Here is a 24393-nt window from a genome sequence, read left to right on the forward strand (position 1 = left end):
AAGCAATGGAGTCAATTGATGGGAGGATTATCGGAATGTTGAAAAATAGGTGGGGAATCGTTCTTTTGTTCATGTTCGCCTTATTGGCGACCCCGCTTACTCATGCAATGGCGGCACCTGAACTTCGTGCTACAGTTACCGCAGGCATAGATGGGAAAGCGAAATATGGCAGGGGAGCACCAGTGACAATTGTCATTGAAAACAAAGGGACTGCATTCAGCGGCGATGTCGTCATTGATTTGCAGCAATCGTATGATACCGGTATTGGGGAATCCTTCCCGCTTGATATTGGAGCGGGTGAGACGAAAACCATTACATTCGTTATCCCGCGGATGTTTGATTACAACATGTATGGGTCTTCTAGCAATGCGAAGTCCATTCACTTTTATGAAGGTGGATGGAAAAAAGGGAAAGAAATTGACCATAAAGGATCAAAACAAATTGTCACTGCCATGTATTACGATGATGTCAAACTGATCACGGCTTTCACGGGCAATATGGATCGCCTTGCCGGTTTGCGCGGAGTCAGATTTCCTAATACCTCTTCGACGCAGTTGATCGATGCCTCAAAGGTCGGTGTTAACCAGTTTCCAGAAGAAGCAGATGGCTGGGGTGCAACTGACTTTATCGTTTTCGATGAATACCCTGTAGCCGATCTACCACAAAAGGAACAGCAAGCGTTAGTGGATTGGGTGAATCAAGGCGGGATTGTTGTCTTCAGCGACTCGGATCAATTAAGTGCTGAATCAGGTTTGTTTTCCGACTTGCTTCCATTAAAACAAGAGGGTAAGGGTACCATTGATCCATCCGTCTTAAATAAATGGGCAAGCTCAGAACAATTTGACACGCCAATCGCCTCATCAAAAGCGTCCGTTCGTGAAGGTGCCCAAGTGTTATACGGTTCGGCTTCTGAGCCGTTAGCAGGCATACGGGAAGTTGGAAATGGAGCCATTATCCAGACGTCCTTCTCTTTTGGAGATGAGCCCTTTTCTAAAATGGCAGGAACGACTTCTTGGTGGAATGCGCTGCTAAATGCCCAAGTACAAAAAAATTTAGCAAGCGGCCAAGGCTATTATGAAAATCCATTAGAAGCCATTCGATATACAATCGGGAATGCAAATGAATTATTCCCTTCTTTTAAAGTTTCTGCGCCACTATTAGTCGGAATTATCATTCTCTATATCATAATTATCGTTCCAGTCTTATACATCTTCCTGAAGAAGAAGGATAAACGGGAACATACTTGGTGGATTGTCCCGACAATCGCAATTATGACTTCTATCTTTATTTTTGCTTATGGAGCAAAAGATCGGATAGGTAAAGCCCAACTGCAGCAGACCGCAGTCTTGAATGTCTTGCCTGAAGGCGGGATGGAAGGCTATTTTGTTGAGACGATCCTGACGAATAAATCAGGGGATTTCACTTTTAATGCACCTCCTACTACGTCTCTGAGTGCATCCACATCGATGAATATGCTGTTCGGCCCAACTCAGATAGAAGCACATAAAACAGCAATGCTGGAAAGAGATGCAGCGGGATCGAAAATGCATTTGCGGGATGTTGGCTATTGGAATGTTGCTTCATTGGCAGGGAAAACTTCCATTGAATCAGAGGGGTCTATCGAAACGGATCTGATCGTGCGTGATAAAGAGCTGACTGGAACCGTAACGAACCATTTTCCATTTGCGTTAACAGATATAATCATATGGTCCGGAACTAGACAAATCAAAGTCGGTGACCTCGGTCCTGGAGAAACTGCAGATGTAAAAGAAACATTAAAAACATCCGCTCTTATCGCGAGAAGATCCAATCAAATGTATTATGGACCAAGTCCGATCCAAAGTGACGACCTAATGGAAATGAGGAAAGAAAGCATCGTCTCGTTCGCTGATTCGTTTATGACAGCACCAGCAAAACCGATGATTTCCGGTTATACGGATACACAGCTCGTCGATGTCAATTTGGAAAATGTCAAAACAGCAAAAACATCCGCTTTAACGATGATTATGCAGCCAATTGAAGCGAAGGTTGAAATTAATGGCTCATTCACCGTCGACCCTGAAGCAATGGCAGTTCAGCTTATTTCGGAGACAAACAACTTTGAAGCTCATTCAATCGGATATCAGTCAGATACCTATTATTTCGATGAAGATGTATATATTCAAACGTGGCAAATTCCAGAAGAACTGCTGAAACATAATTTGGGCTGGAAGACAATTGAACTATCCAAAATTCAAACAGACCGCTATGCAGTCACCATCTGGAACAACCAAACAGAACAATATGATGCACTTCCGGCAGATAAGAAAATAACCATTGATCATCCGAATCCTTATATTCCAGCGAATGGCCAAGTGAAGATTCGGATGGATTTCCATGATGCACAGCAAGGGACAGAGGCGCGGGCACCTCAATTAAAGATTGAAGGCGAGGTGGCGAAATGATAGAAATTAAAGGACTCACTAAAAAATACGGCTCCTTTACAGCATTGGATAATTTAAATTTAACTTTACATGAAGGCACAGTCTTCGGCTTCGTTGGTGCGAACGGGGCCGGGAAGTCGACTACTTTCCTCATCATGTCGACTTTATTGGAAGCCACTTCTGGAGACGTGATCATCGACGGCGTCAATGTGAGAGAAAAACCGGCTGCTGTCCGGCGATTGATCGGTTACATGCCGGATTTCTTCGGCGTGTATGACCAATTAAAAGCAGATGAATATTTGGATTTCTATGGTGCCAGCTACGGAATACCTGCGGAGGAACGGAAAAAGTTAATTCCGCAATTGCTAGAACTTGTGAATCTATCTCATAAACGATATTCCTACGTAGATCTGCTGTCGCGTGGTATGAAGCAGAGACTTTGTCTGGCACGAAGTCTTATCCACGATCCGAAGGTTCTCATTTTAGATGAACCGGCTTCCGGATTAGATCCACGTGCGCGAGTGGAAATGAGAGATATTTTAAAAACGCTAAAAAAAATGGGGAAGACAATATTAATTTCCTCTCATATTCTTCCTGAATTAGCAGAGATGTGCGACGAGATCGGAGTGATCGATAATGGGAGATTGATCGCTCATGGTTCCGTACCAGAAATCCAAGCCAAACTTCAAGGTGAAAAAGTAATTACAGTCAAAGTGCCAGTCGATGCAGTCAGCAGAACGTTGTCATTTTTTGAAGAACAGCCTCATGTTTCTACTATTGAGATGCTTGAAACATGGGATGGAATCACGTTTAAGTATGTTGGGAATGAAGAAAGTCAAATCTCTTTACTGCAACAAGCAGTCAAAAAGGAAATTCCGATTGTTTCATTCATGGAACATGTGACGAATCTAGAGGACGTCTTTATGGAAATAACGAAAGGAGCCGAGTGAAATGAAATTGATTGGAACAAATCCGGTTCTTTTCAAGGAGCTTAAATTACGATTTAGATCGTTCAAGTCGTTCAACGGCATGCTGTTTTTCCTTTTGGCGATGTGCGTATTTGTCTTTGGATACATCTTCATGACAGTTACAGTATCGGGTACATCCTATTTCAGGCCGAGTGAGAGTTTTGTGCTCTTCGCTTTCCTGTCCTACATTCAATTAGGACTCGTCCTGTTCACCGCCCCTGGGTTGACAGCGGGAACAATCAGTTCTGAAAGGGAAAAGCAAACACTGCCGATCTTATTGACGACTTCGCAAAGTTCGTTTCAGATCATTTCAGGAAAGTTATTTTCCTCGGTAGCATTTTTGCTATTTTTAATCATTGCGGGCATGCCGGTATATAGTTTGGTCTTTCTGTTTGGCGGTATTTCACCATGGGATTTCATTAAGATATTTTTATTCTTGTTTGTAATATTACTCGCCTTTGGCAGCATAGGTGTCATGTTCTCAACGCTAATTAGAAAAACGGTCGTTTCCATGATCGCCACCTATGGTACAATGCTATTCCTTTCTGTTGTGACCGGCTTTTTATTCATCATTACTATGCAAATGAAAATGATGAATCAAACGGGGACCGTTGTAACACCATCTTACATTGGCCATTTCTTAGCATCCATTAACCCGGGTGTCCTGTTTGCTTCTTTTCTATCTCCTGGCGTTCGAGGAATGGTGGAAGAAATGACAAAAGTAGATTTTCCAATTTGGATTGGTTTTCTATTGTTTTATGGAGTAATTACCATTATCGCGATTTTGATCGCAGTTAAAAAATTACGTGTCAACACAAAGAGACGGAAGTGAAGGGAGATGGATGAATAGTGCGGAAAGGAATATTGCGTGACGTTATTCGCAAAGCCCAGAGGAAGCTTCAATTCGAAAAGACTGTTTATATGATACAGGCTGGATTGTTTTTATCGGTACTAGGATCGGTCATTGTCATGGTTTCTTCCCGGCTGTTTGTCCTCCCTAACTATGCATGGTTTGCCGTTGTTGCAGCAGGTTTAGTCCTTGCCGCGACAATTGTATTTATCATTTTACGCAGAGTTACATACGAAGAGGCCAAATGGAGGTTGGATCATTATTTCCCGGACAATCTTCTTGTGACCGCGGTGGATGAAAGGGTCGAAGAGTCATCGATGGGCCGGTTGTTAGTGCAACAAGCGGAAAATCAATCAAATGAGGCTCTACAACTTTTCAAGAAACGGAAGAAGAAGATATGGAATAGTGCCATGTTGATTAGTTTTTGCATTGCTTCTTTCGTCCTCAGTCTTCTCATTCTATTTCCTTCAGAAGCACAGTTAGAGGCAAAATCGGAAATGGCCGAAAAAGAAATTGTGAAAGAGTTTACGAAAGAAATTGAGGAGCTGGCCAAAAAGCAAAAGACAGATGAAGTCAAAAAGGAGCTTGAATCCCTTGCAAAAAACTTGCGGGAGGCCGAAACGACTGAACAATTATTGAGAGAAGCAATTAAAAAACAAAAGGAATTAAAATTAAAGGAACAGCGTCTCGCAGAGAAGAGCCAATCCACTTCCGAGGATTCAGACGGATTGACAAATGACGAAAAGAAAGAACTGGAGGACCTCCAAAACCTTACGGATAAATTAGCTCGGAAGACAGGTGAGACACAAAGCGCATTAAATAAGATCGGCAAATCGCCATCCTTACCTGCTCTGGCTTCAGCAGGCAATAATCCGAATGGACAACAAAATGGTCAAGGTCAGCAAGGCCAAGGTCAGGGTCAAGGCCAAGGTCAGGGTCAAGGCCAAGGTCAAGGCCAGCAAGGTCAAGGCCAAGGACAAGGCCAGCAAGGTCAAGGCCAAGGTCAAGGCCAAGGTCAAGGCCAAGGTCAAGGCCAAGGCCAGCAAGGTCAAGGCCAAGGTCAAGGCCAAGGTCAAGGCCAAGGTCAAGGTCAAGGTCAAGGCCAAGGTCAGGGCCAAGGCCAGGGTCAAGGCCAAGGCCAGGGTCAGGGCCAAGGCCAAGGCCAAGGCCAGGGTCAGGGCCAAGGTCAAGGGTCAGGCTCAGGCTCAGGCGGAGGCTCAGGAGGAAACGGGGCAGGCACTGGGAAAGGCGGCCGTGATCTTCTGTCCATACCGTTTGACCGATTTGGTACCTCAGGAGACCCTTCAACAGTCAAGGGAGATCTGGGCAAAGGCAATTTCATAGAAGAAAACGAACGTGATGATTTAGTGGAACGGGGTACAATCCGTCCTTACGAAGAAGTGGTCGGCAAGTATAAAGATTCGTATATACGAAGCACAGAGAAGATGGAATTGTCACCGGATTTGCAAAGAATTCTATCTGACTATTTTTCGTCAATCGAATGAGAACGGGAGTTGTAGATATGTCATTCACACCTGAGCAGTTTGGAGAAATGAGCAGCAAATTAAGTGAAGTAAGAGAGGAAATCAGTACATTTATCGTCGGGCAGCAAGAGGCAATTGAATTCTCCTTATTTTCAATTCTAGCTGACGGGCATGCCTTGCTTGAGGGGCTGCCAGGGTTAGGAAAAACGATGCTAATTCGTACAATTTCCGAAGTTTTGGATTTATCCTTTTCCAGAATTCAATTCACACCGGATCTGATGCCGGCGGATATTACGGGAACTAGTATTTTGGAGAGAAGTGAAGACGGCACCCAGCGCTTTGTTTTCAAAGAGGGCCCTATTTTTAGCCAGATGGTTTTGGCAGATGAAATAAACCGTGCCACGCCGAAAACACAAAGTGCTCTCCTAGAGGCAATGGGGGAGAAAACGGTGACAGTGATGGGAGAGACGAGAAAGATGGCTCGGCCATTTTTCGTTCTAGCCACTCAAAACCCGATTGAAATGGAAGGCACCTATCCTTTGCCGGAGGCCCAGATGGACCGCTTTCTGTGCAAAATCATTCTGCCGTATCCAACGAAGGAAGAAATGAAAGAGATTATGTTGCGCACAACGGGAGCCAGAAGTATCGTTGTCCGTAAAGTCATGCAACAAGAAGAGATTTGTATTGCCCAGGAAATGGTCAAAGAAATTGTCATTGCAGATGACATGATTGAGTACGCAGTCGATTTGGTCACCTCCACATATGAGAAAGAAGAGACCGGAGACATGTGGACGAAGTATGTTCAGTATGGAAGCGGGCCACGGGGGCTGCAATCGATTATTCGACTTGCGAAAGCCAGGGCTTTTATGGCAGGACGGTTCCATGTTTCGATTTCTGATATTAAAGCTGTCGCGAAACCGGCATTGCGGCACAGAGTTCTTGTCAATTATGAAGGCGAGGCGGAAGGAATTAATGTCGACAGCCTGATTGACAAACTGGTGGAGGAAACGCGTCAAGGAGCAGCCTTGTAATGGCGGATTTATTTCCAGATGGCCTCGCAAACCGTCTCGGTCCATTGAAAATTGTGACACGTTCCCGATACCTGGGCCATCACAAAGGAACGCATCGTTCAACAAAGACGGGCACGTCTCTCGAGTTTTCTGACTTTCGGGAATATCATCCAGGTGATGATCTTAGGCATATTGATTGGAATGTATATGCTCGAACGGATAAACCTTTTATTAAACAATTTCTAGATGAACAAGAAATGCGGATACACATTTTGTTAGACGCCACAAAATCAATGGGCTTTGAACAGAAGTGGGATTTTGCCCGGCAACTCGCCATCGGGATTGGTCAGATCGGTTTAAAGAGTGGTGATACGGTTACTTTTTCTACGAAAAATGAACAACAAGAGTATTTCTTTCGAAGAAAAGGAGCCTTGCAGCGCGCAGCTCTGAAAAAGTTTATTACCCAAATCGATCAGCCGACATTACCTGGGGATTTCACAGATTATGCACTACGCCATATACCAAAGGCGGTCACGGTTTTATTTATTATTACGGACGGACTGGAACCATTGGGAAAATGGGAGCAATTGTTTAAGAGGCTTCCAGGAATTTGCAAAGATTGCCGTGTGATTACTGTGCATGACCCATCCGAGGAAGAGCCTCAGCTTCAAGGAGATATCCGTCTGCTAGATATGGAGACACAGCAAGCGGTGGAAGTGACGATGACTTCAAGGTCCAAACAACAGTACATGGACAGAAAATCAGAACATGAATCAAAATTTTTAAGTTTGGCCAAAAAATACGGTATCCAGACCGTTCGGGCAGAAGTGGCTGATGGAATTTTGGATACGGTATCGAAGAAAATGCGACATGTAGGCTGGGTACGGTAGGGAGTGAATGCCAAGTGGGGTTTAATCATGTAGTGAATAGCTGGACAGTCATCTTTCCTTTGGCTGTCCTGCTCTATTATTTTTTTAGAAAGCGGTATGAGACTCGGACGATTTCTTCAACTCTCTTTTGGGAACAATCCATGCGAGAAACGAAAGCATCCCCTTTCTTAAAAAACTTGCAGCAAAACGCTTTATTTTATTTGCAAATGGCCGCGCTCCTTCTTCTTCTATTTGTTTTACTGGGACCTTTTGTGAAATCGGAACAAGCAGCGGGAAGACAAATCGTTTTTGTTGTTGATACCTCGGCAAGTATGCTTGCAGGAGAAGATGGATCATCCATTTTTGAGGTGAATAAGCAAGAAATGACCCAATTAGCCGAAGACAATAAAGGGAATGCGATAACGATCATCACGACAGGCAAGGAGCCGGAATTGGTGCTGCGTGATGAAACTAACCTGGAAGTCATTCAGGCTTCCATTGGAAAGTTGTCGGTTACATACGATCATGAAAACATGGGCAGAACACTGGAGTTCATGAAATCGGTTGTAGCCGACCAATCTGCGACTGTCCATATTTTCACTGATTACTTGGATCGATCCGTTTTCTCAGATGGAAATGAAGCGATCGATTATTACGTCCACGCAAGCGAGCCAAACCTTGCAAATGTTTCGATTGATAAGTTTGGAGCAGTCAAAACTGCTGATGGAACAGAGGCGATTGTCAAGCTTGTCAATCAATCAGAGAAGGAAGTGGATGGAACCCTCCAGATCACAGATGCCTTACATGGTGGAAAATTGGGATCAAAGAAGTTTACTTTGAAGAGTGAAGGAGAGACATTGATCTCTTTTAAGGATTTGCCTTCTCAAATCGCTCTAAAGGCACAACTCCTTGTTGATGATCAGTATGATGTAGACAATGAAGCTTTTATTCTACTAGGTGACGAAATTTCAGATGCCATGGTGGACAGTCAACTTCATGAATTAATCCGTAAAGCGTTTCAGGCGATAGGAATGGATGTGACGGCTGGTTCAATTAACGAAATGAAACAGCGACAAAATACGGCTACCATTTTAGTGTCGAATGAAACTTCCTTTTTGCAGGAAGGGGAACAGCCTATTTTGCTGATCGGCAGAAATGATGCAAATGCTCATCCGGTTTCTGGTATTTTAGAAGACAATGGAGATGTACTGTTTTCCATCGCGCCGATTCACGACGTATATGTCAGTTCTCTCTATCCGCCATTCGAAGGAATGGACACCATTGCTAGCATTGGAGATGAGCCGTTTATCCAGCGATCTAAACGTGGAGATATTGTCGTTTTAGCCGATGTTGAGATGACGGACTGGCCGCTTCATCCCTCTTTTCCACTATTCTTTTGGAGTGTGACGGAGTCGCTCCGCTCCGGATCATCTGTAGGAGGAACGTTCAGTCCTTCCCAAAGGAAAGCGATTTTGTCTCATGCGGATACGAAGGAGATTGAAATTTTTAATTTGGAAGATGAGTACGAATCGTCATTTTCTAGCGGCACTGACTTTGTTGCGCCGCAAAAACCGGGGATATACAAACTTATCGACAATAAGCGGGAAAGCCTTATTTCTGTTCAACTCGAGCAGGAAGAAAAAAAACTGGGGCATGGCACATCGTATAAGATTGGAATGGAATCGAAGGGAAATGAAAAAGAAGTAGGGCAAAAATCAATCGGTTGGATTTTTCTTTTACCTATTCTTCTTCTCCTCGTAATGGAATGGGAGGTGCAACGCAGACGTGGATATTCGAATTGATCATCCGTTGTGGCTCTTATTGCTAATTCCCATTGTGATTTATCTGGTGTATGCGTGGAAGACTTCCAAGTTAAAAGTGAAAGACAGAGCTGTTGTGCTTTTCATCCTACGCTGCTTGACGATCTTATGTGTTGTTCTAGCATTAACCGTACCTTATCTTCGGCTTCACGATACAGAAGAGCAAGTGCTGTTCGTTGTGGACCGTTCCATTTCGATAGAGAATGCAGGTGATACGGCTGATAGTTGGATCATCGATAGTTTGCAACATCGCAAATCGAATCAGACCGTCGGTATTTATTCATTTGCAGGGGGATTCCGCACGGATGTACAATTGACGGACAATGAGATTAGCTTGCCTAAAATGGAGCCGATGGAAAACCGTGACGCGACAAATATTGGGAAAGCGATCGATCTGGCGGCCAGTATTGCAAAGAAGGACGTTGCCACAAGGATCGTCCTACTGACGGACGGTTTGGAGACAGATGGATCGCTGGAAGAGATACTTCCCAAATTCCAAGGCGGAAGAGTAGAAATTGATACGGTACTGCTCAACCGTTCCAATCGTAAGGACGCCTCTATTACAAAGTTTGAAACACCGAAAACGGCTTATGAAGGGGAGCAGCAATTCATCGAACTGGACGTTGAATCATCTACGGCAACGAATGGCCAAGTGATCATCTACCGGAACGACGAAGAGGTCCTAAGTGAAATGGTTCAATTAGATGAAGGAAAGAATGCATTTTCATTTAAAACAACGGCTTCTGGAAAGGGTTTATTAAAATATGAAGCGAAGCTCATCGTTCCGGATGATGGCTTCCTCGAAAACAACAAGATGCTTTCTGTGACGATGCTTGAAAAATCGCCGCATATTTTAGTAGTCGAAACAGAAGATAACCCATCTGCTATTCCGCCATTGCTCGATCAGCGCTCTTTGGCTGTTGATGTTGTGTCTGCTGAGCAGCTTCCTGAATCGCTTTCAGGCTATCTTGGATATAGTGCTATTATTTTTGATAATGTTCCGGGGCATTTAGTCGGTGAGCAGAAAATGACCGTTATTGAACAGGCTGTTAAAAAATTCGGAGTCGGTTTCATGATGGTTGGAGGCCAGGAAAGCTTTGGTTTGGGAGGATATTTCAAATCACCGATCGAACGGCTTCTGCCAGTTGAAATGGAAGTGAAAGGGAAGGAGCAATTGCCTTCTTTAGGCTTGGTCATTGCCTTAGACAGATCAGGCAGTATGTCAGGTTCGAAAATTGTCCTGGCAAGAGAGGCGGCGGCTCGTGCAGTCGAACTGCTAAGAGATGATGATACATTCGGCTTTACGGCGTTTGATCATGAAATATGGGAATTGATACCTGTTGGGCCATTACAAAAGCAAGATGCCATGGAAAAGATCCTGTCTATTCCTGTTGGTGGCGGAACTGACATTTTCCCTTCTGTAGAGAAAGCGTACGGAGATCTTGCCGATTTGGAATTACAGCGAAAACATATTATTCTGATGACAGATGGCCAATCGCCGATGCCTCCTGATTATGAGGAAGTAATCAAAGAAGGAAAAAAGAACAATATTACGCTTACTACAGTTGCTATCGGTTCGGATGCGGATGGTGCTTTGCTCGAAGAACTTGCTGAGCAAGGGGGAGGACGCTTTTATAATGTCATTGATGAATCGACAGTCCCTTCCATTCTGACGCGTGAAACAACGATGATGACAAGGACATATATTGAAGACGACCCTTTCTACATGTCCTTCCATCAAGTGCCTAAGTGGCTGGCTCTCTTCAGCGAGGGTGTCCCTCAAATGAATGCTTACATCGCCACGACGCCGAAAAGTACAGCGACCATTGTTGCGGAAAGTCCAAAAAATGACCCGGTTTTGGCGGAGTGGAGTTATGGATTAGGAAAAACAATCGCCTTCATGTCCGATTCAACGGGCAAATGGTCAGGCGATTTGGCCAGATGGGAACACTACCCTGAGTTTTGGAATACAGCCATCTCCAGACTATTACCGAGTTACGAAGATGTGCCGTATATGATTACCCATGATCGGGGAGGAACCTATACCGTAACCGACAGTTCTCGAAAAGCAGCGTTTTTGGATATTGCCGTGGTGAATGAAAAGGGAGAGGAAATCCCTGTTACAACTGAACCGCTGGCACCTGGGAAAACACGCGTCACGCTGGAGTCTAAACCCGGTCTCGTCTTCTTTGGGGTGACGGATGATCGTGGCGGCTTATTCGAAGCAGGCGTTTCTGTACCTTATAGTGCAGAATTCAAACCAGGAGAGCCAAATACTAAGCTTCTTCAAGCAATTGCCGAAAAGACCGGGGGGCAACCTTTAGTGGAAAATCCCGCAGAAGTTTTCAGGCAGCATCCATTTAAAAGCGGTAATCGATTACCGATTGGAAATTACTTTTTACTTGCGGCCATGCTGCTGTTTTTCATTGATATCACCATTCGACGCTTCGGGCTCATCGAAGGGAAACCGATGAAGAAACGCGAGACAGAATCGATTGTAAATGAAAAGCAGAAAGAGTCCGGCCATGTTTCCGAGCTGTTGAAAGCGAAAAAACGAAGATAAGGGAAATGCCCATCCGACTCTATCAGTCAGATGGGCATTTCTATGCTGTTCTTGTTGAATGTAAGAGCGCTGCGTTTCGTTTGGACCAATAGCCTGCAATCCCGAAGCAGATCAAGAGGATAGCCGTTCCTAAAATATAAGGAAACGCAATATTGAAATCGAAAATGGAGCCTGCCAGCGCTGGGCCGACCATATTTCCTAAACTCATGTAAGCATTCATCATGCCGGCTGCAAACCCTTGTTCATCTCCAGCCAATTTGGAAACGAGCGTATTGACAGCGGGCCGAAGCAAGGATGTAGCAATCGAAAAGACGGTAGCGACCATCAAAATTGTCCAAAATGTATTGACCGCCAGGATGGATACCATGGATAAGGCAGCGAGTACCAGATTGAAAAGGATAACTTTCATTTCGCCAAAACGCTTAAATAGCGGGGTGATGACAAAAGTTTGGACAATGACGCCGACAAACCCGCCGACTGTAATCAATACGGCAATTTGAGAAGGCGTATACCCATATTTATGGTCTACGTATAAAGAGATCGTGGATTGATAATTCGCAAGTCCGAATGAGAAAACGAACATGACAAGCAACATGATGAAATAAGGTGTTTTTGTTGATCGAACCAATTGGGCCAATATGTTATCCTGTTTTTTCATTGTTTGTGCCTGTTCAGTCGTTGGCACAGGATTCGGCAGGATGAAAATGGACAAAAGCGCGGCAAAAATGGCTGCGCCTGCCGCGACATAAAATGGGAACTCCAAACTCACTTTTGAGAGAAAGCCTCCAATTCCTGGTCCGATCATAAAGCCGAGTGACATGGATGCACCGAGCAGCCCCATGCCTTTCCCACGATCTTCGTAGGCAGTAATATCCGCAACGAATGCCATCATCGGCGGCACGATAAAAGCTGAGCCGAAACCGGAGAAGAAACGGGCAATGAACAGCATCCAGACTTCTGTCGATAAACTGAAGGCCAGCTGGGACAGGCCATAAATAATTAGGCCAAAGATAATTATTTTTTTCCTACCATGTCGATCTGACAGGCTTCCTGCAAGTGGGGAGAAAATAAATTGTGCAAAAGAGAAGATGGCAATTAGAAATCCAAGTACTTTTCCCGCCGCGCCGAATGTGCCCAGAAACTGCGGCATAATGGGAATGATGAGACCGATACCTGACATGGCAATAAACATGTTAAACATTAATATATATAATGCGGCTTTCGATGAAGCTGTTGTCATCGGCATCCCCTCTTTCTATCTACATAACATTTCGCATTCTGAAATATTTTATCATATGTGGCTGGCGTTCTCATACTGTTAGGCACCGAAAAAGTAAGAGGGAATGAATTGATAATGAAGTATGACCCGTGGCAATTGAAAAAGCTGCCACAGAAATCCGCTTTCTGTGACAGCTTTGATCATTTCATATCCATTTTGAATTCCAGGAAGAGTTCGTTGTATATACCTAACATTTTAAGACCTAAGTTTTTGTACACTTCCAAATGGCTGCGTGTGTCTTCATCTGGGTAGAAGCGTTCATCTGCTACCACCTCGGGATCCATATAGTCAAGCGCTGTCAGGTTTGGCGTGGAATAACCAACATAATCGGCATTCTGTGCCGCTACTTCCGGATCGAGCATGAAATTGATGAAAGCGTGAGCGCCTTCAATATTTTTGGCGGTCCGTGGAATGACAAAGTTATCAAACCATAAGTTGGAGCCCTCTTCGGGCACAACATAGTCGATTGATTCATTTTCACTCATCATATCAGCTGCCTGGCCAGACCAAGTGAGTGAAACCGCCGCTTCGTTGTTCACCATTAATTGAGTCACTTCGTCTCCAATGACCGCTTTCACATTCGGACTGAGCTTTTTCAGCTTCTCGGTCGCTTCTTGCAATTCATTGATGTTAGTTGAATTCAAGGAGTAATGTAAGGAATTCAGCCCCATGCCAATTGTTTCCCTTGCGCTATCTACAAGAATAACTTGTTGTTTTAAGGACGGATCCCAAAGATTCTCCCAGCTTTCGAATGTTTGGCCATCGAGCAGATCAGGGTTGTAAGCAATGCCTACCGTTCCCCAGAAATACGGAATGGAAAATTTGTTGCCCGGATCGAACGGAAGATCAAGAAAATAAGGATCAATATGTTTGATGTTCGGAATTTGACTGTAATCGATAGGCAGCAATAAATCTTTTTCAGCCATCATTTCTACCATATATTCAGACGGCATCGTAATATCATAGGATGTCCCGCCTTGTTCGATTTTCCCCATCATTCCTTCGTTAGAATCAAATGTTTCGTAAATCACTTTTATGCCCGTTTCCTTTTCAAACTGCTTCAGCAGGTCGGGGTCAATGTATTCTCCCCAGTTGTAAACGGTCAAAATGTTTTTCCCTGTTTTATTGCTGCCTTCACTTAAATTGTCATTGATCAGCAGCAAGATAAGGGAAACGGCCACGATCAGAATGGCGCCTCGAAGCAATTCTTTCATTTCTTCACCCCCGTAAGAGGCATTTTCGTCCGGTTGCTAATAGCATAATAACCAAGAACGAGTATGACGGTAATGACAAAAATCAAACCGGACAGTGCATTGATAGTCAGAGTGATTCCTGCACGTGCCATAGAATAGATCTCGACGGAAAGGGTAGAGAAGCCATTTCCGGTCACGAAGAAGGTGACGGCAAAGTCATCCAACGAATACGTTAACGCCAAGAAAAAGCCTGCGAAAATGCCTGGCTGGATGAAAGGCAGAATAACCCGTGTCACGACATCCCTTCTAGACGCCCCTAAATCTAACGCCGCATCGATTAAGGAGGAGCTCATTTCCTGCAATTTCGGAAGAACCATGATCACCACAATCGGAATACTGAACGCGATATGGGAAATCAGCACCGAGGCGAATCCGAGCTTCACGCCAATCATCGTGAATAGAATCAAAAAGGAAGCACCAATAATAACATCCGGACTGACAATCAATATATTGTTTAATGAAAGTACAGCATTCCGCATGCCTTTATTGCGCATGAAATGAATGGCCATTGCTCCAAGCACGCCGATTGCTGTGGAAAGCAGGGCGGAGAGCAATGCGATGATTACGGTGTTCAGCACGATGACAATGAGTCGTTTATCCTCAAAGACTGCGGCATAATGTTCCCAGGTGAATGACTCGAAATGAGACATGCCGCCGCCCGAGTTGAACGAATAAAAAATCAAATAGAAAATAGGGGCATACAAAATGATAAACACAGCAATTAGATATAGTTTTTGTAAATTATTTATTTTTTTCATTTACGGACGCCCCCTTATCGCTGCCGCCTGTAATGACCATCACAATGAACATGAAGAGGATGAGGAAGACGGCGATCGTCGAACCCATGCCCCAGTTCTGCGTGACGAGAAATTGCTGTTCAATGGCGGTTCCGAGTGTAATGACTTTATTTCCGGCAATCAACCGGGTAATCATGAACAACGACAGAGCAGGGATGAATACGACTTGAACACCTGATTTCACTCCATTCAAAGTAAGAGGCCAGATGACCCGTCTAAATGTTGTCCAAGAACTTGCCCCAAGATCACGGGAAGCGTCGATCAGCGCAGGATTCAGCTTATCCAGCGCATTGAAGATCGGAAGGATCATAAACGGAATAAAAATATAAACCGACACGAAGACGAAGCTGAAATCGGTGAACAGAATTTGTTGCTTGCCGATGCCGATCGCTTCCAGGAAAGCATTCAAAGGACCATAGAGTCCCATCAGACCGATAAAGGCATACGTTTTCAGCAACAGATTAATCCACGAAGGGATAATAATTAGCAAAAGCCAAAGCTGCTTATGTTTTGTCTTCGTCAACAGATAGGCTGTCGGGTATGAGACGAGCAGGGCAAAGAACGTAATGAGCAGGGCATACCAGAATGAGCTGATGGTTAACGTCAAATAGGTCGACGAAAAAAAACTCTTGTAGTTACTAAATGTGAAATGTCCTGTTATATCGAAAAACGAATAGTAAAGGACGAGTGCGATTGGCGCCACAACAAACAGCACAATCCATAGTGCATAGGGAAGCATGTAGATCCGCTGTAATCCTTTATTCATTTTCCAATGCTCCATACGATTCGAGACGTGCATCGTAATCTTCTTCGCTTTCATTCAAACGCATGACGTGAATGTCCTCAGGATTGAAGTCCAGGCCGATCATCTCTCCGACTTCTGCTTTCTTAGTGGAGTGGACGAGCCATTCGTTCCCGTCTGTGTCATACGTAGATAACTCATAATGGACACCGCGGAACAATTGGGTATCCACTTTGACATTCAATTTTCCTTTATCTGTAGAAGTAATCTCTAAGTCCTCTGGCCGGAGTACAATATCCACTTTCTCATTTGGCTGTAAGCCGGCATCTGCACAGTCGAATCGCTTCCCTGTAAATTCGACTACATAGTCCTCGATCATCCGTCCGGAGACAATATTGGATTCGCCGATGAAGTCTGCAACAAAGCGGTTGATCGGCTCATCATAAATATCAATAGGTGTTCCTGATTGCTGGATGACTCCTGCATTCATGACAAAGATTTCATCCGACATGGCAAGAGCCTCTTCTTGATCGTGGGTAACGAATACGAAGGTCTTTCCAAGGCGCTGCTGCAATTCACGAAGCTCATATTGCATTTCGGAACGAAGCTTCAAGTCAAGAGCCGAAAGCGGTTCATCAAGTAAAATTACTTCAGGATCGTTGACAATGGCACGGGCGATAGCGACACGTTGACGTTGTCCACCAGACATTTCGGTAATCTCCCGATTTTCATAGCCTTCCAAATTGACGAACTTCAATGCTTCTTTTACGCGCTGATCAATTTCCGCCTTTTTCACTTTTTTAATACGCAGCCCAAAAGCGACATTTTCATAGACATTTAAATGAGGAAAGAGAGCGTAGTCTTGAAACACGGTGTTCACTTGGCGTTCATTGGCCGGTACATCATTGATTTTACGGCCATTAAAAAAGATGCTGCCTTCACTCGGTTCGATGAAGCCGGCAATTAATCGCAGGATCGTTGTTTTCCCACAGCCAGATGGACCTAGCAATGTATAAAATTTACCTCTTTCCATTTCAAAAGAAACTTCATTCAACACGGTTGTGTCCGTGCCATAGCGCTTTGATACGTTTTCAAAGCGGATAATTGGTTCAGTAGTCATGGTGGACCTCCCTTTATAAATAAGATTCTGTCGCTACAAGTATCAGTTCGCTCGGGCCATCATTTGCATTGGAAACCCGGTGATGGTCGGACGCCTCGTAATAGACGGATTCGCCTGCACTCGCAAGGTACCGTTTTTTGCCTAGCTCTACTTCGATTTTGCCTGTCAACACGTAAATGAACGTCTCCGCAAGTGACGGTTCAAATTGTTTGAACTCACCGCCTTGTTCGAAGGTGATATGTACCGGTTCCATTTCGTTCTCATTTGAACGTGGAACTAACCAACGAATGCTGTATTGGTGTTCGTCGTTCGTATATGTTGTTTGGTCCTCAGGAGAATAGACCACTTTCATATTTTTTTTCGGTTCCTCAAAGAATTCCTTCGGTGTTGTGCCAAGCACTTCGAGCAGGGCGAAAAGAGTTTCGATGGAAGGTGAGTTTAATTCACGTTCCAACTGGGAGATGTATCCCTTCGTTAAATCGGTCCGTTCACCTAGTTCCTCTTGGGTAAGTCCTTTTTTTAAACGAAGTTTCTTGATCTTCCCTCCGATTTGCACGCAACATCCCTCCTCTTTTTTCGGAGTTTAGTAATACTGTACTTTAAGTTTACTATAAACCTTTTTTATTATACAAAATTACACTGGGAAATCAAGTGGGTAACTAAAAAAAGACCGGTCCTTGCCGCCTGGGCAGGAAACCGGTTTGATTACATATACAGATCGGACTTTTTATCCCTTGATTTTCGCAAAATGAACTTAATCAGCATGCTGACGATCAAATAGCCGGAAAGGCCGATGCCACTTACTGCTGTCACTAGCGAAATCCATTCGAAAAACGTATAAGAGGTATATTTTTTCCAGCCGAATGGATCTTCCCAATCCGAAATGACGAGGTTCATACCATAAATACCTGACACAACAGTAAAGACAGTGAGAATGAATAATAACATATTCATGCGTCCTGCTCTGCTGTTCTCCTGGGCTTTATACAATTCATTCAGGGATAAGTTAACTTCATTAAATAAGTTTTCGATATTGAAGGCTTTATAGAATGCCAAAGAGAGCTCTTTTCCTTCAGAACGGGTGCTGATTTCTCTGAAATAGTACCAGGAAGAAAACAACGTGATTAACTTTATTAGTGATTTCACGTACTCTTCATCTTTGCTCCAGACGATTTCGCTGTATTCGTAGGAAACCCGCAATAACATAATGCGATAGAAGTAATGGATTAAAAAATTATAGTAATGCGTACCCATATAATGAACGAGTTCATCCTGCATGGCGTCAGGTGCTTGATCCGTGACCGTTACATAGGCATGTTCGGTCGTGACCGTGTATGTATGCGGCGACCAGCGATCATGCAAGGTATGGGCGAGTGATCGTCTTATATATTCAGGATTATGGGCAGAGACAAAAGTTTCTCCCGATGGGGTTCTACCGTTCAGATTGCCCATTCGGAATAACTGCTCTTCCGTAATTTCACTTCCGTTTTTCGTGAACAGGAAGGCAGAGGCATACATCCGTTCATCGTCGAAATAGGGAAGGGAGCCGAAATACCCTTCAAGCCTTTTATCGCTTATCATATATGTCTTTAGGAAGGGACACAGCGTTTCTAATAAAAAGTTGTAAATCGAAAGGGCTTCACCGTTTTCGAGTACGATGTGAGAACCTTTTGTTTCCATGAGATGGGTATCAATCGCCCTGAAATGCTGCATAAATTCAAGAACGTCTGCCAAGTCGGCGCACGATTCTCTGCTTTCAACACGAACTGTGAGAAAAGCGAGGCCAAACGGGCCAAGGATAATATCAACACTTCGGACGATATAATGCCATTGCTCGTCGCGGATGGAGAATAGGAAAGGCGTGTCGAATTGCTTTGTAAATCGATGAAACCCTCTATCTTTTATGGATAAAGGGAATAACTTATGTTCAACATAGGGATAGAAATATTGCTCCAATTCTTTACCGCCGACTTGAATGCCGGGTCCGTAAATATCGCCCCATTCATCTGCTTTCTTTAACTGAAAGTATGGGTAACCGTGTTCTTCCAGCGCTTCAATAATCCGATCCTTTTTTCGCGCGTCAAATCCGAATGGAAGAAAAAATGACATATGTGATTGAATCACATCCAGTGTTGATGGGATGATGGTTGTTTGCATAATATCCGTCCTTCTTCTAGCATCTACTTCTATAGTTCCTCAATCAGCTGCTCACTAAACATGAAGGCGAATTGATAGGGGCTATCAATTCGGACGACAAAAGATGAAGAAATCCGACATATTTATAATAATAATTATTAGATTCGAGCCATTCTAATTGAAAAGGTGAACAACATTTGGTATTCTAAATGAGAATTGTCCGAGGGAATTGCCCTTGGCAAAGAACTATTGGAGGGATCAACAAATGGCTGAACGCATGGTTGGTAAACAAGCACCACAATTTTCGATGGAAGCTGTACTTCCAGACAAATCTTTCGGTAAAGTAAGTCTTGAAGAAAATATGAAAAATGACAAATGGACAGTGCTTTTCTTCTATCCAATGGACTTCACTTTCGTATGTCCGACTGAAATCACGGCTATGTCCGATCGTTACGACGAGTTTGAAGACCTTGATGCAGAAGTGATCGGCGTTTCGACTGATACGATCCACACGCATCTTGCATGGATCAACACAGATCGCAAAGAAAACGGTCTTGGCGACTTGAAATATCCGCTTGCTGCTGATACAAATCACGCTGTTTCCCGCGAATATGGCGTATTGATTGAAGAAGAAGGTATCGCATTGCGCGGTCTATTCATCATCAACCCTGAAGGCGAAATGCAATACCAAACTGTTTTCCATAACAACATCGGACGCGATGTAGATGAAACATTGCGCGTTCTTCAAGCTCTTCAAACTGGCGGCCTATGCCCGGCAAACTGGAGACCAGGTCAAAAAACTCTTTAATTTTGATTTGAAATTACCAATTTGGATCCCCATGCATACTATAGGCAGTGGGGATCTTTTCAAACCGGAGGAGAGACAAACATGAAGCTACGGGATCAAATGCCTGAACTGGAAGGCGCGACAACTTGGTTGAACGGCGAAGTGACGAAAGATGAATTAGTAGGTGAAAAGCCAACATTGATTCATTTTTGGTCAATCAGCTGTCATTTATGTAAAGAAGCAATGCCAGATGTAAACAACTTCCGCGATCAATACAAAGACGAATTGAATGTGATTGCAGTGCATATGCCACGTTCAGAAGACGATGTAGACCTCGACAAGATTAAAGAAGTTGCTGCAGAACATGACATTACGCAGCCCATTTTTGTCGACAGTGATCTGAAGCTTACAGATGCGTACGATAATCAATATGTACCTGCATACTATGTATTCGATAAAGACGGCCAGCTGCGCCATTTCCAAGCTGGCGGTAGCGGCATGAAAATGCTTGAAAAACGGGTAAATCGTGTATTGGATGAAATGAAGCGATAAGGGCTGGCTGACTAAGCCCACTTATAAATCAGGAGGAGAAGCCGAGTGTGTTTCTTCACCTGATTTTTTTTGCCCGAAAAATGAGCATGAGAAACGGGAAGGTGGTGGTCATTGCTCCACTTCGTTCCTGTATACGGGATGAAAAACTGCATTTTGTGATTTTTTGACGCCTATATGAAGGAGAAGTCGTCTAAAGATCATTATTGATCTCGCAGAGCAATTTGAGGGGAGGCCCCATTATATGGTACACTGAGGGCATCTTTCAAATACATAAGGGAGTAAATACGATGAAAAAAGAATTTGTAGTCATTGGACTGGGCCGGTTCGGCGGCAGTATCGTGAATGAACTTGTTGAATTGGACGCAGATGTAATGGCAATAGATATATCACAAGAGAAGGTCGATGAGTTCGCGCAGATTGCAACACAGGCGGTTGCAGCAGATACGACGGACGAATCTGCATTGCGCTCACTTGGAATCCGGAATTTTGAGCATGTTGTCGTGGCGATCGGAGAGAATATCCAAGCCAGCATATTGACGACGCTTATTTTGAAAGAAATTGGAGTCAAGCGCATTACCGTAAAAGCTCAAAATGATTATCATGAAAAGGTACTGCGGAAAATTGGAGCGGACCAGGTCGTACACCCCGAACGGGATATGGGGAAGAGAATAGCCAATAACATGGTGTCCAACAATATCCTAGACTATCTGGAGCTGTCGGATGAGTACTCTATTGTCGAGATCCAAGCGAACGAAAAATTAGCGGGCTACACGTTAATTGATTTGGACATCCGTGCCAAGTACGGCGTCAACATCGTTGCCATTAAACGGGCTTCCCAGATACTTGTCTCCCCAGCTGCAATCGAGGAGATTGAGCTGAACGATATTTTAATCGTCATCGGATCGGATCTGGACATCCACCGGTTTGAAAAGAAGGCACTTCATTAATTCAGCAAATAGAAATAAAGAAAAGGCGGCATCTCGTATTAGTCGAGATGCCGCCTTTTTTAACTTGTTCACTTCAGTTTTATACTTCCATCACGACAGGCAATACCATCGGACGGCGTTTGGTCTTGTCATATAAGTATGGGGATAGAATTTCGATAATATCGCTCTTCAATGAATTCGATTCGCTTCCGGCATTTGCTATTCTCTTTTGCAGTTCTTTTGATAGCAAATACTGGGCTTCACTGATCATCGATCCGGATTCTCGCATATAAACGAAACCTCTGGAAATAATGTCCGGACCGGAGACCACCCGGTTCTTCTTCTTGTCGACTGTAGCAACGACAATGACCAATCCGTCCTCAGACAGGATTTTGCGATCCCTTAGTACGACATTTCCAATATCGCCGATTCCGCTGCCATCGATATAGACGTCTCCCGAAGGGATTCTGCCGGCAATCCGTGCGCTGCTATCCGTAAGGGCGAGTACATCTCCATTGCTCATGATGAAGGTGTTATCTCGTTCCACATCACAATCGACTGCCAACTCTGTATGCATTTTCAGCATCCGGTACTCTCCGTGGATTGGCATGAAGAATTTCGGTTTGATCAGCCGGAGCATCAGTTTTTGTTCCTCTTGCGAACCGTGGCCTGATGTATGGATATTGTTTAATGCTCCATAGATTACTTCAGCTCCTGCCCGGAACAAAGCATTGATCGTCTTATTGACGCTCAGCGTGTTTCCTGGAATAGGGGAGGAGGAGAAGATGACTGTATCACCTGGTTGAATCTGGACTTGTCGGTGCGTCCCGTTCGCAATCCGGGAAAGTGCCGCCATCGGTTCTCCCTGGCTTCCTGTACAAAGGATCATGACTTCGTTTGCCGGAAGGCGATTGAGCGACTGGGTATCGACAAATAATTCCTTTGGTGCGTCAATATAGCCCAATTCACGTCCAATCGTAATCGCATTATCCATGCTTCGGCCAAACACTGCAATCTTCCGTCCGTACGTTTGTGCAGCCTCGATCACTTGCTGCAAACGGTGGATATTCGAAGCGAATGTGGCGAAAATGATTCGTCCGTCCACTTTACGGAAAATCTCGTGCAGGCTGTCTCCCACTTTTCGTTCGGACATGGTGAAATTTGGCACTTCAGCATTGGTGCTGTCTGATAATAGACAAAGTACGCCCTCGCTGCCGATTTTAGCCATCTTCGCCAGATTGGCCGGCTCCCCGACAGGAGTGAAATCGAATTTGAAGTCTCCTGTGTGGACAATATTCCCACAAGGAGTCTTAACTACTACTCCGAAGGCATCAGGAATACTATGGGTTGTCCTAAAGAAGGAGACAGAAGTCTTTCTGAATTTAATGACGTCATCTTCGTCGATCTCTATCATTTTAGTAGATCGAAGCAAGCCGTGTTCGTCGAGTTTGTTTCTCAATAATCCGAGGGCCAATTTGCCGCCATAAACGGGAATGTTCAATTTGCGAAGCAAGTATGGAATCCCGCCGATGTGATCTTCATGACCATGTGTGATAAAGAGGCCTTTTACTTTATCCGCATTGCGTTCTAGAAAGGTATAATCCGGAATGACATAATCGATCCCTAGAAGATCGTCTTCCGGAAATTTTATGCCCGCGTCAATCAAGATGATTTCGTCCTGGAATTGGACGCAATAGGTGTTCTTGCCGATTTCTCCTAGTCCGCCTAGAGCGAAAACGGCAGTTTCATTGTTTTTAATTAACTTCATCGCCATCAAACCTGCTCGATCTCAAAGTGGGCGGAAGCTTTTTCATATTCCAGATGTTCTCCTTCGAGAGCCTGGATAAATTCAATATGGTAGTTGCGTTCTTTCAATTTTGCGCGGACTTCTCTTTCAGTTGCAGCTTCTACATACAAGCTCTTCGTGTTTTCTCGTACAGGTACTTGTTCTTTGTCCTCTTGGTAGTAAACTTTGTAAATCATGCGTGAACTCTCCTTTTACGTTCGTTTCAATTTATTCTCTTCATATTATCACGTCATTTGCGTAAAATAAAGAAAAGCCCACCAAGCGAATGGCGGGCTATTATTATGCGATTGTCTTTTTCCCGAGTATGCCATTGAGCCGTTTCAACAATTTCCGTTTCAGGCGTTTGTACATGGGCATATCACTCCTTGAAAATAGTATATCGCAATCGGAACTTTCTGTCAAGTATTATTCCCTTACAAATGGGACGGCATTCGGAATCTCTTTGAATGGCGCTTTTTGATCAATATGATCATAGAACATAATGCCATTCAAATGATCCAGCTCATGCTGGAATGCAATCGCAGGCAAGCCTTTTAGCCGTTTCTTGAATTCTTTGCCTTCCACATCATAGGCTTTCACAGTAATTCTTGCATAGCGCGGAACAAAACCTTCCACGTCCCGATCGACAGACAAGCAGCCTTCGCCGGACGTAATATAAGTCATTTCAACAGAATGGCTGATGATTTTGGGGTTGATCGCTATAAAGCTCGCTTCGATTTTTCCTTCATCCTCTATATGAAGAGCAAAAACTCTTTTCGACTCATTCACCTGCGGAGCTGCAAGGCCGATGCCCGGACGTAAACCGTACTTTTCGACCATCTCAGGGTTTTGGCTATTCACTACATAATTATGCAGATCAAGGCCAAGCTGTTTGATGTCCTCGCTGATCGGGAAAGTGACCTCTTCAGCAACCTTTCGCAATGTTGGATGGCCTTCACGTATGATATCTTTCATTAAAATCATGATTCTTCTTCCTTTCACTGCCTTCTTTCTTACTAGTATAATCG

Annotated in this window: 21 protein-coding genes; 11 read left to right on the top strand and 10 right to left on the bottom strand. The window is 44.1% G+C overall.

Annotated elements, in window-relative coordinates; translation table 11 throughout:
* Positions 1 to 35: 35 nt before the first annotated feature.
* Genes ACSW3C_RS16110 through ACSW3C_RS16145 form a run of 8 tightly spaced genes read left to right on the top strand, consistent with a single transcriptional unit; the run spans position 36 to position 11987 of the window.
* Positions 36 to 2444 carry a hypothetical protein gene (locus ACSW3C_RS16110; protein WP_486563826.1) on the top strand — a complete coding sequence of 803 codons (2409 nt, stop codon included), beginning with the start codon at positions 36 to 38 and terminating at the stop codon, positions 2442 to 2444.
* Positions 2441 to 3373 carry an ABC transporter ATP-binding protein gene (locus ACSW3C_RS16115; protein ID WP_486563827.1) on the top strand — a complete coding sequence of 311 codons (933 nt, stop codon included), beginning with the start codon at positions 2441 to 2443 and terminating at the stop codon, positions 3371 to 3373. Before ACSW3C_RS16110 ends, ACSW3C_RS16115 begins: the two co-directional genes overlap by 4 nt.
* A gap of 1 nt (position 3374) precedes the next feature.
* The gene (locus ACSW3C_RS16120) at positions 3375 to 4223 is read left to right on the top strand and encodes an ABC transporter permease (RefSeq protein ID WP_486563828.1); all 849 of its coding nucleotides are present in this window, start codon (positions 3375 to 3377) and stop codon (positions 4221 to 4223) included.
* A gap of 17 nt (positions 4224 to 4240) precedes the next feature.
* The gene (locus tag ACSW3C_RS16125; RefSeq protein WP_486563830.1) at positions 4241 to 5746 is read left to right on the top strand and encodes a hypothetical protein; all 1506 of its coding nucleotides are present in this window, start codon (positions 4241 to 4243) and stop codon (positions 5744 to 5746) included.
* 17 nt (positions 5747 to 5763) lie between these two features.
* A complete protein-coding gene (locus ACSW3C_RS16130; RefSeq protein WP_486563832.1) occupies positions 5764 to 6756 on the top strand; it encodes an AAA family ATPase in 993 nt (330 codons plus the stop codon).
* On the top strand, positions 6756 to 7625 hold the full coding sequence (locus ACSW3C_RS16135) for a DUF58 domain-containing protein (protein ID WP_486563833.1): 870 nt from the start codon (positions 6756 to 6758) through the stop codon (positions 7623 to 7625). The genes ACSW3C_RS16130 and ACSW3C_RS16135 overlap by 1 nt, the downstream gene beginning before the upstream one ends.
* Before the next feature lie 14 nt (positions 7626 to 7639).
* A complete protein-coding gene (locus ACSW3C_RS16140) occupies positions 7640 to 9406 on the top strand; it encodes a vWA domain-containing protein (protein ID WP_486563835.1) in 1767 nt (588 codons plus the stop codon).
* Positions 9390 to 11987 (top strand): VWA domain-containing protein, encoded by a 2598-nt coding sequence (locus ACSW3C_RS16145; RefSeq protein ID WP_486563836.1) that lies wholly within the window; start codon positions 9390 to 9392, stop codon positions 11985 to 11987. Before ACSW3C_RS16140 ends, ACSW3C_RS16145 begins: the two co-directional genes overlap by 17 nt.
* Before the next feature lie 40 nt (positions 11988 to 12027).
* Here the strand turns inward: ACSW3C_RS16145 and ACSW3C_RS16150 are convergent, their stop codons facing one another.
* From ACSW3C_RS16150 to ACSW3C_RS16180, 7 genes are all read right to left on the bottom strand, one after another.
* Positions 12028 to 13227, bottom strand: a complete 1200-nt coding sequence (locus tag ACSW3C_RS16150) for an MFS transporter (RefSeq protein ID WP_486563837.1) — start codon at positions 13225 to 13227, stop codon at positions 12028 to 12030.
* 179 nt (positions 13228 to 13406) lie between these two features.
* On the bottom strand, positions 13407 to 14480 hold the full coding sequence (locus tag ACSW3C_RS16155) for an ABC transporter substrate-binding protein (protein WP_486563839.1): 1074 nt from the start codon (positions 14478 to 14480) through the stop codon (positions 13407 to 13409).
* On the bottom strand, positions 14477 to 15277 hold the full coding sequence (locus ACSW3C_RS16160; protein ID WP_486563841.1) for an ABC transporter permease: 801 nt from the start codon (positions 15275 to 15277) through the stop codon (positions 14477 to 14479). The genes ACSW3C_RS16155 and ACSW3C_RS16160 overlap by 4 nt, the downstream gene beginning before the upstream one ends.
* A complete protein-coding gene (locus ACSW3C_RS16165) occupies positions 15261 to 16082 on the bottom strand; it encodes an ABC transporter permease (protein ID WP_238079861.1) in 822 nt (273 codons plus the stop codon). The genes ACSW3C_RS16160 and ACSW3C_RS16165 overlap by 17 nt, the downstream gene beginning before the upstream one ends.
* On the bottom strand, positions 16075 to 17178 hold the full coding sequence (locus tag ACSW3C_RS16170; RefSeq protein WP_486563842.1) for an ABC transporter ATP-binding protein: 1104 nt from the start codon (positions 17176 to 17178) through the stop codon (positions 16075 to 16077). Before ACSW3C_RS16170 ends, ACSW3C_RS16165 begins: the two co-directional genes overlap by 8 nt.
* 13 nt (positions 17179 to 17191) lie before the next feature.
* Positions 17192 to 17734 carry a helix-turn-helix domain-containing protein gene (locus ACSW3C_RS16175; protein WP_486563843.1) on the bottom strand — a complete coding sequence of 181 codons (543 nt, stop codon included), beginning with the start codon at positions 17732 to 17734 and terminating at the stop codon, positions 17192 to 17194.
* A gap of 149 nt (positions 17735 to 17883) precedes the next feature.
* Positions 17884 to 19335 carry a hypothetical protein gene (locus ACSW3C_RS16180; protein ID WP_486563845.1) on the bottom strand — a complete coding sequence of 484 codons (1452 nt, stop codon included), beginning with the start codon at positions 19333 to 19335 and terminating at the stop codon, positions 17884 to 17886.
* A gap of 244 nt (positions 19336 to 19579) precedes the next feature.
* Between ACSW3C_RS16180 and ahpA the strand changes: the two genes are divergently transcribed.
* The 3 genes from ahpA (at position 19580) to ACSW3C_RS16195 (ending at position 21600) form a co-directional block, all read left to right on the top strand.
* A complete protein-coding gene (gene ahpA / locus ACSW3C_RS16185) occupies positions 19580 to 20122 on the top strand; it encodes a biofilm-specific peroxidase AhpA (RefSeq protein WP_486563847.1) in 543 nt (180 codons plus the stop codon).
* Between the two features lie 81 nt (positions 20123 to 20203).
* Positions 20204 to 20653, top strand: a complete 450-nt coding sequence (locus ACSW3C_RS16190) for a TlpA family protein disulfide reductase (RefSeq protein ID WP_486563848.1) — start codon at positions 20204 to 20206, stop codon at positions 20651 to 20653.
* Positions 20654 to 20940: 287 nt separating this feature from the next.
* Positions 20941 to 21600: a potassium channel family protein gene (locus tag ACSW3C_RS16195; protein WP_248511506.1), complete on the top strand. Its 660-nt coding sequence runs from the start codon at positions 20941 to 20943 to the stop codon at positions 21598 to 21600.
* A gap of 79 nt (positions 21601 to 21679) precedes the next feature.
* Here the strand turns inward: ACSW3C_RS16195 and rnjA are convergent, their stop codons facing one another.
* The 3 genes from rnjA to def all read right to left on the bottom strand — a co-directional run bounded on the left by rnjA (position 21680) and on the right by def (position 24349).
* The gene (gene rnjA, locus ACSW3C_RS16200; protein ID WP_486563850.1) at positions 21680 to 23347 is read right to left on the bottom strand and encodes a ribonuclease J1; all 1668 of its coding nucleotides are present in this window, start codon (positions 23345 to 23347) and stop codon (positions 21680 to 21682) included.
* Between the two features lie 5 nt (positions 23348 to 23352).
* Complete coding sequence (locus tag ACSW3C_RS16205; protein WP_238079853.1) at positions 23353 to 23562, bottom strand: DNA-dependent RNA polymerase subunit epsilon; 210 nt, start codon at positions 23560 to 23562, stop codon at positions 23353 to 23355.
* A gap of 229 nt (positions 23563 to 23791) precedes the next feature.
* Entirely contained in the window at positions 23792 to 24349 is a 558-nt protein-coding gene (gene def, locus ACSW3C_RS16210; RefSeq protein ID WP_486563852.1) for a peptide deformylase, read from the bottom strand.
* Between the last annotated feature and the right edge of the window lie 44 nt (positions 24350 to 24393).

The organism is Sporosarcina sp. AD_1 (assembly GCF_057373025.1).

Excerpts from the sequence above, each read along its gene's own strand:
- ACSW3C_RS16110 (WP_486563826.1), top strand. The coding sequence starts at position 36 with ATGTTGAAAAATAGGTGGGGAATCGTTCTTTTGTTCATGTTCGCCTTA.
- ACSW3C_RS16115 (WP_486563827.1), top strand. The coding sequence starts at position 2,441 with ATGATAGAAATTAAAGGACTCACTAAAAAATACGGCTCCTTTACAGCA.
- ACSW3C_RS16120 (WP_486563828.1), top strand. The coding sequence starts at position 3,375 with ATGAAATTGATTGGAACAAATCCGGTTCTTTTCAAGGAGCTTAAATTA.
- ACSW3C_RS16130 (WP_486563832.1), top strand. The coding sequence starts at position 5,764 with ATGTCATTCACACCTGAGCAGTTTGGAGAAATGAGCAGCAAATTAAGT.
- ACSW3C_RS16135 (WP_486563833.1), top strand. The coding sequence starts at position 6,756 with ATGGCGGATTTATTTCCAGATGGCCTCGCAAACCGTCTCGGTCCATTG.
- ACSW3C_RS16150 (WP_486563837.1), bottom strand. The coding sequence starts at position 13,227 with ATGACAACAGCTTCATCGAAAGCCGCATTATATATATTAATGTTTAAC.
- ACSW3C_RS16155 (WP_486563839.1), bottom strand. The coding sequence starts at position 14,480 with ATGAAAGAATTGCTTCGAGGCGCCATTCTGATCGTGGCCGTTTCCCTT.
- ACSW3C_RS16160 (WP_486563841.1), bottom strand. The coding sequence starts at position 15,277 with ATGAAAAAAATAAATAATTTACAAAAACTATATCTAATTGCTGTGTTT.
- ACSW3C_RS16165 (WP_238079861.1), bottom strand. The coding sequence starts at position 16,082 with ATGAATAAAGGATTACAGCGGATCTACATGCTTCCCTATGCACTATGG.
- ACSW3C_RS16170 (WP_486563842.1), bottom strand. The coding sequence starts at position 17,178 with ATGACTACTGAACCAATTATCCGCTTTGAAAACGTATCAAAGCGCTAT.
- ACSW3C_RS16180 (WP_486563845.1), bottom strand. The coding sequence starts at position 19,335 with ATGCAAACAACCATCATCCCATCAACACTGGATGTGATTCAATCACAT.
- ahpA (WP_486563847.1), top strand. The coding sequence starts at position 19,580 with ATGGCTGAACGCATGGTTGGTAAACAAGCACCACAATTTTCGATGGAA.
- ACSW3C_RS16190 (WP_486563848.1), top strand. The coding sequence starts at position 20,204 with ATGAAGCTACGGGATCAAATGCCTGAACTGGAAGGCGCGACAACTTGG.
- ACSW3C_RS16195 (WP_248511506.1), top strand. The coding sequence starts at position 20,941 with ATGAAAAAAGAATTTGTAGTCATTGGACTGGGCCGGTTCGGCGGCAGT.
- rnjA (WP_486563850.1), bottom strand. The coding sequence starts at position 23,347 with ATGAAGTTAATTAAAAACAATGAAACTGCCGTTTTCGCTCTAGGCGGA.
- ACSW3C_RS16205 (WP_238079853.1), bottom strand. The coding sequence starts at position 23,562 with ATGATTTACAAAGTTTACTACCAAGAGGACAAAGAACAAGTACCTGTA.
- def (WP_486563852.1), bottom strand. The coding sequence starts at position 24,349 with ATGATTTTAATGAAAGATATCATACGTGAAGGCCATCCAACATTGCGA.